This is a genomic window from Paraburkholderia sp. BR10937 (assembly GCF_040965695.1).
GTDB lineage: Bacteria > Pseudomonadota > Gammaproteobacteria > Burkholderiales > Burkholderiaceae > Paraburkholderia.
Genome location: NZ_JBFRCL010000331.1, coordinates 1 through 207 on the forward strand (window position 1 = coordinate 1; position 207 = coordinate 207).

1 pseudogene is annotated in these 207 nt (G+C 63.8%); it reads left to right on the plus strand.

What is annotated here, in order from left to right:
- Nucleotides 1–18 precede the first annotated feature (18 nt).
- Nucleotides 19–207 (plus strand): annotated as a pseudogene (locus AB4Y44_RS43160) (XRE family transcriptional regulator); the annotation flags it as partial.

Sequence of the window (207 nt, forward strand, 5' to 3'; positions counted from 1 at the left end):
CACTCGGGTGCGAATACCATGTCGTCCCCCGGGGATCTGTCCTCGGTCGTCGACCGCGTCCTGATCATTGCGTATCGGAAGAAGAAGAAAGAAAGCCAGCGCCGCTTCTGGGCGCGTTTCGGCGTGACGCAGTCGCGCGGCAGCCGGTTCGAGTCGGGCGCGGAGATTCCGCCGCCGGTGTCGATCCTGCTCGGGCTGTATTTCAAC